This window comes from Aquiluna sp. (assembly GCF_965064355.1).
In genome coordinates this window covers 1-5,900 of record NZ_CBCHRQ010000075.1, presented here as the reverse complement: position 1 = coordinate 5,900, position 5,900 = coordinate 1, and the positions used below count along the sequence as shown (strand labels likewise).

7 protein-coding genes are annotated in these 5,900 nt (G+C 53.1%); 6 read left to right on the top strand and 1 reads right to left on the bottom strand.

Translation table 11 applies throughout. The features are described 5' to 3' along the window. The coding region (locus AC128V_RS06315; RefSeq protein ID WP_482763830.1) for an undecaprenyl-diphosphate phosphatase at positions 1–411 on the top strand (411 nt) is incomplete at its 5' end. Here the strand turns inward: AC128V_RS06315 and AC128V_RS06310 are convergent. Beyond that, entirely contained in the window at positions 408–1,256 is an 849-nt protein-coding gene (locus AC128V_RS06310) for a PAC2 family protein (RefSeq protein ID WP_482763829.1), read from the bottom strand. The two genes, AC128V_RS06315 and AC128V_RS06310, sit on opposite strands and share 4 nt — an antisense overlap. Positions 1,257–1,315: 59 nt before the next feature. On the opposite strand from AC128V_RS06310, the gene AC128V_RS06305 reads away from it, so the two are divergent. The 5 genes from AC128V_RS06305 (at position 1,316) to AC128V_RS06285 (ending at position 5,827) form a co-directional block, all read left to right on the top strand. Then, positions 1,316–1,975: an HAD family hydrolase gene (locus tag AC128V_RS06305; protein ID WP_482763828.1), complete on the top strand. Its 660-nt coding sequence runs from the start codon at positions 1,316–1,318 to the stop codon at positions 1,973–1,975. Next, positions 1,972–2,931, top strand: coding sequence for a tRNA (adenine-N1)-methyltransferase (locus AC128V_RS06300; RefSeq protein WP_482763827.1), 960 nt, complete (start codon positions 1,972–1,974; stop codon positions 2,929–2,931). The genes AC128V_RS06305 and AC128V_RS06300 overlap by 4 nt, the downstream gene beginning before the upstream one ends. A gap of 63 nt (positions 2,932–2,994) precedes the next feature. Continuing rightward, positions 2,995–3,927 (top strand): FKBP-type peptidyl-prolyl cis-trans isomerase, encoded by a 933-nt coding sequence (locus AC128V_RS06295; protein WP_482763826.1) that lies wholly within the window; start codon positions 2,995–2,997, stop codon positions 3,925–3,927. Positions 3,928–3,945: 18 nt separating this feature from the next. Then, complete coding sequence (locus AC128V_RS06290; protein WP_482763825.1) at positions 3,946–4,884, top strand: helix-turn-helix transcriptional regulator; 939 nt, start codon at positions 3,946–3,948, stop codon at positions 4,882–4,884. Beyond that, positions 4,877–5,827, top strand: a complete 951-nt coding sequence (locus tag AC128V_RS06285; protein WP_482763824.1) for a helix-turn-helix transcriptional regulator — start codon at positions 4,877–4,879, stop codon at positions 5,825–5,827. Before AC128V_RS06290 ends, AC128V_RS06285 begins: the two co-directional genes overlap by 8 nt. Positions 5,828–5,900: the final 73 nt, after the last annotated feature.

The following is a 5,900-nucleotide window of genomic DNA, read 5'->3' as shown; positions in this document are numbered from 1 at the left end:
TTCGCCAAAAAACAGCGCAGCATTGAGGATCTCGACCTAAAGTCCGGTTTGGTCTTTGGACTCGGCCAAGCGCTTGCGCTAATACCTGGTGTTTCACGATCCGGAGGCAGCATCACGGTCGGACTGATGATGGGCTTTACCCGTGAGGCGGCAGCTAGGTACAGCTTTCTGCTCGCGATTCCAGCGGTTTTAGCTGCCGGTGGTTACCAGTTTTTAAAGTCGTATCAAGACCTGCCGCAGGATCTTTTGCTGGCAACAATTGCTGCGACCGTAGTGAGCTTTGTGGTTGGTTATTTAGTAATCGTCTGGCTCTTGAAATACCTTGTCAAAGGCTCATACATGCCATTTGTAATCTGGCGAGTTTCAGTGGGTTCGCTAGTGCTTGTGGCGCTAGCGGCTGGGGTTATCTAGCCCTCGCCAGCGCCATCTTTGCGTTCGTTTAGGTAGCGCTCGAAGTCCCTCGCAAGCGCATCGCCGGATGCCTGTTCACTTTCCAGCTGGTCGCGGTTTGTCTCTAACTGAGAAACATAACTAGTCATCTCTTCATCGCCCTCGGCGACATCATCAATAGATCGCTCCCACTCAAAGGCCTGCTCGGCAAGGGTGGTGGTGTCAAAGTTGATACCGATCAAGGTTGTGAGTTCACCGAGGAATCCAAGAGCGGCCTTTGGGTTCGAGGTGTTGTGAACGTAGTGCGGGACCGAACCCCAGAGCGACAAAACCGGAATGCCTTCGGCTTCAAATGCCTGAGTCAGTATCGACAAAATACCAACCGGCCCCTCGTATGTGGAGGGTTCAAGGTCGAAGCGAGTTCTGAACGCCTCGTTCTGGCTGGACTTGAAAATTGGCATCGGTCGGGTGTGAGGGACATCAGCCAGCATTGAGCCAAGCATGATTACGGCTTCAATCTCGCGATCTTGAACCATCTCCAATATTTCTGCCCCAAAGCTCAACCATCGCCTAGATGGTTCGCTGCCGATTAGCAGATACATCCGATCAAGGGACGGGTTAGCTTCAATATGTTCGCGATCGGCCTGCATAAACTCTGCACCTGGCCAGGAAATGGTTCGGTTACCCTCATCGTCGATCTCAACCATTGGGCGAGAAAACTGGAAATCGTAGTAGTCCTCGGGGTCAACTGCCTCTAAAGTTTGAGCCCCGATTTGCTCAGCAATAGCCTTCAGCGCGCCCGAAGCACCCTCGGTGGCATCGTTCCAGCCCTCGAAAGCAATTAGTAATACGCGACCAGTTAGCAAGCGGCTCCTTTTTTGATATTTACAAACTCTAATTCAGAGCGCAACTAGACTTTAGGCCAATGTCCACATTGAGCCTTCCAAAAGCCGTGCTGTGGGATATGGATGGCACGCTAGTTGACTCAGAACCCTATTGGTTACTGAGCGAGTCAGCCCTAGCCGAAGACTATGGCAAAGTTTGGACCCAGGAAAGCGGAAATTACCTAATTGGCAAGTCGCTTTATGAGTCCTCCGCATTTCTCAAGGACCACTTGGACATCAAGGACCTCAGCGCTCAGCAAATAATTGATCGACTAACCGACTCGGTGCTTTCAAAACTGCAACACTCCCTTCCTTGGCGACCAGGTGCCTTAGAGCTACTGATGGAACTCAAGCAAGCGGGCGTCAAAACCGCACTGGTGACAATGTCGCTGCGTCGTATGGCATTGGCGGTGGCCGAGGCTATTCCTTTCCAAGCTTTTGATGTGGTGGTTGCCGGCGATGATGTCACCCATGGAAAACCGCACCCTGAACCATATGAGAAGGCTGCTGCGCTACTAGGTTTTAAGCCATCTGAATGCATAGCGATTGAGGATTCGACGACCGGACTTAGGTCTGCGGAAGCCGCCGGATGCCTGCCACTTGGCATCGTGAACCTAATGCCGCTTGAGCAAACCGGTACTCGAGTTATCCGACAGAGCTTGACCGGGATGAATTTAGAGGCACTGCGAGGTTTGATGTGAGCGAATTCAAAGCGGGGGACCGCGTTCAACTAACCGGCCCTAAAGGCCGCCTGAACACGATCACCTTGGTCGAAGGTGCGAGGTTTGGAACCCACAAGGGTGACCTGATGCACGACGACATCATTGGCCTGCCTGATGGTTCGGTAATCGCTAACCAAAGCGGTGTTGAGTATCTAGCTCTAAAGCCACTACTGACCGACTACGTGCTTTCGATGCCACGCGGTGCTGCGATCGTTTACCCAAAGGACGCGGGTCAAATCATCGTGGAGGGAGATATCTTTCCTGGGGCAACCGTAATTGAGGCTGGAGTTGGATCTGGTGCTCTCTCGAGCTACCTGCTTCGCTCAATCGGTCAAGACGGCAAATTGTTCTCTTTTGAGCGTCGCGAGGAATTTGCACAGATCGCAATGGCGAATGTGAAGAACCACCTTGGGGGAGCGCCTAAGAACTGGACGGTAACCATAGGCGATTTGCAGGATAAGTTGCCGGAGGTAATTGCCTCACACACCGCGGACCGCGCAGTTTTGGACATGCTTGCCCCGTGGGAGTGCATTGGCGAAGTCGCCCAGGCTCTAAAGCCAGGTGGATTGCTGATTTGCTATGTCGCGACCGTCACCCAGCTATCGAGAACTATCGAAGCGATCAAGGACCAGGGTGAGTTCACTGTTCCGGCAGCCTGGGAATCGATTGTTAGGGGTTGGCACGTCGAGGGCCTAGCCGTCAGGCCAGATCACCGCATGATTGGTCACACTGGTTTCTTGCTATCTGCTCGCAGGCTTGCGCCCGGCACGATATTGCCGCAATTCAAGGCAAAACGTGCCTCTAAGACCGAATACACCGACGAGGACTTTGAGATTTGGTTGCCGGATGCCATTGGTCAACGGCCAATTAGTGAGAAAAAGCTGAGAAAAACTGTCCGAAAAGTCACCAACGAGGCAAACCAGCGAGAGAATTAGACGCTGCCGAAAGAAAGAAATCAATTGCGCAAATTAGCCCCCCTAGCCCTTGTATCGCTTTTAATGCTGGCAGGATGCTCGCAAGCACCAGCTGCTGAGCCTGGTTCCTATGCCGCCATGAGCGCTGGCAGCGTAGCCGCCTGTGACACCTATAAGGGTGGCGAGGCTGTTGACCAGATCAAGGTTGAGGGTGCCTTTGGCGAAGAACCAACCGCAACTTTCCCGACTCCACTAACGGGAACTGGCATTGAGACCAAGGTCATCAGCGCCGGTACCGGTGGCAAGCTGGTAGGAAACCAGCGGGTCGCACTGCACTTCACCGGTTACAACGCGAGCACCGGTAAGCAGTTCCAGGGCAGCGAGTTCGGCAGCGAGGACTACATCATTCAGGACATCTTGGTCGACAGCCTTCCAAACTTCTGCAAGGCCCTAACCGGTGTTGAAGTTGGTTCTCGCGTCGCGGTGCTGCTTGATGCCGAGAACGCCCACCAGAGCCAAGGCGTAGAGAGCCTTGGAATCGGTGCGGAAGACTCCATCATCTTTATCTTCGACGTAGTAGACGCTTATCTGCAGCGGGCAAGCGGAGAGGCCCAAGCTCCAGTCGCCGGCCTACCTACTGTAATTCTTGCCCCAAACGGGCAGCCTGGAATTCAGATTCCAGTTGGAGATGCTCCTACGGAATTCAAGCGCAGTGTCCTGATTGAAGGTTCCGGCGCCGAAATCGCCATCGGTGACACCGTGGTGGTTCACTACTCAGGTTGGACCTGGGAGGGTGAGCAGTTCGACAGCTCTTGGGAATCCTTAGCTCCGACTTCCTTCCAGGTTTCGGCCGAGAGTGTTATTCAGGGCTTTGTGCAGTCACTTGAGGGAGTCAAAATTGGCTCACAGGTGGTTGCAGTGATTCCCCCAGAATTGGGATATGGCGACAATGCGCAGGGCTCGATTCCTGGGGGCTCAACCCTTATCTTTGTAATCGACGTATTGGGCAAGGAATAGCAAGATCGGGGGTTTGTTATGAAGCAATCTCCCGCCGAGCGACTCTTCACGCTCACCTGCTACCTACTCAGCACCGAGATTAAGGGGCTTAGTAAGCAAGACATATTTAGAGCAGTGCCTGGATATCAGGATTCAAAGACTGAAGAAGCTGCTAACAGGTTGTTCGAGCGTGATAAGACTTCCTTGAAAGAGGCTGGTATCCAGCTAGAGGTAATCAGCAACTTCGGTTTCGAAGATGCTGACGCTGCTCGCTATCGAATTGCCAAAGAATCCTTCCAATGGCCAAAGGACCTCAAGCTAGACAGCGCAAAGCTTCAGCTATTGGAACTTGCGGCAAAGAGTTGGAACAACCAGGTGCTTGAGGGCACCGCTCAGAGTGGGCTCACAAGACTGAAGTCACTTGGGCTGGTCGCCAGCAATACCGATCTAACGCCTTTTACTCCAAGGCTTCTCACCCGCCATCCAGCCTTTTCACCACTGGCAAGGGCAATTGACTCAGGTAATCAGGTGGCCTTCCGCTACCAAAAGCCGGATGGATCACTTTCGGACCGCATCGTCTCACCTCAGAGCTTGAGACAGATTGAAGGGCAGTGGGTGCTGCTGGCAGTTCACGAGGGCCAAACCAAGAACTTCCTTCTAAGACGCATCGTCTCAGAGGTCACTATTTCGGAAGCGGAGACCAAGCGACTTACCCGGGCGGAACTTCAGCAGGTGGAGCAGGAGCTCAACGACTTTGTGCAGGGCAACCTTGCGACCATCAAAGTGACTGGTGACACCGAGGCCCAGCTTGCTCTAAACCCCGGCGAAGACGGCATCGCCAATATCAACTTCATGGACGAGGCGCTGTTGGCTGAGGATCTTTTGGAGTTTGGTTCAGATGTTGAAGTTATTGAACCAGAGTCGCTAAAGCGCAGAATTCGCGCATCGCTCAAGGCGGTGATTAAGCAGCATGCCTAAGCAAGAAATTGACGGTGATGGACTATTTAACCTCGCATTGGCGATGGTTGGACTGGTGCTTCAAGAAGGCGGCATAACGGTTAGAGAGCTGGCTGCACACTTTGGTGTGAGTGAAAAGGCGATTCTGAAAGCGGCGAACGCAATAACCAACAGCGAAGATCTCACCTCCCCGCTATCCCACTTCTACTTGGACTGGGACGCCTACGAAGAAGGAATCATAGATTTCTCAGTGGGGGGTGCAAATCTAGAACACGCACCGACATTGAGCCGTTACCAGCAGACCTCGTTGGCAATCGGACTGGAGTATCTAGCTAGCCTTCCCGAGTTCAAGAACAATAAAGACCTAGCTGAACTTCGAACTGCACTCAGCGGTGGCGCTACCCAGAGGGTTATTGCACACGAAAGTGTCGACATTGCGGAGCTGGATTTAATAAGAGAAGCCATCTTGGGGCAGAAGCGAGTGGTGTTTGATTACATCAACCAGCTGGGCAAGAAGTCGCACCGTCAGGTCGATCCGCTGAGGATTGATCTAGTTGGCAATAAGCACTACCTGCGAGGTTACTGTCTTGACGCTAACGAGCTGCGCACCTTCCGAATTGAGCGACTTTCCAACCTAGCGAGCACGAAAACTGCAATCTCAGAAGCTGCCAAAAAGGAATCAATTCCAGACGAGGTTTATGGCAGCGGAGACGGCGAAATTGTTGAGCTGGTAGTTGATAACCAGGCTGGCGAGATTTTTTGGAACTTCCCAGCGGCCGGCCCTATAACCAAAAAGGACGGCAAGATCTTTGGCTCGATTCGGGTTGGAAACATTATCGCTATTGCTCGGCACGTGGTTCGCTACGGAGGTGCGGTCGAGGTAATCGCTCCACCGAGCGCTCGCGATGCAGTTCGTGATTTTGCCGCAAGGAGCCTGGATGGGGAAGTGGTGACAGAAGAGTGAGCCCAGCATGGATTATTGGAATCGGAGCCATCGTCGCCAGCCTCTACTGGCTGGTATTGGTTGGCTACCGACT

Bases quoted from the DNA above. Each gene is read 5' to 3' on its own strand.
- AC128V_RS06305 (WP_482763828.1), top strand. From the start codon at position 1,316: ATGTCCACATTGAGCCTTCCAAAAGCCGTGCTGTGGGATATGGATGGC.
- AC128V_RS06295 (WP_482763826.1), top strand. From the start codon at position 2,995: ATGCTGGCAGGATGCTCGCAAGCACCAGCTGCTGAGCCTGGTTCCTAT.
- AC128V_RS06290 (WP_482763825.1), top strand. From the start codon at position 3,946: ATGAAGCAATCTCCCGCCGAGCGACTCTTCACGCTCACCTGCTACCTA.
- AC128V_RS06285 (WP_482763824.1), top strand. From the start codon at position 4,877: ATGCCTAAGCAAGAAATTGACGGTGATGGACTATTTAACCTCGCATTG.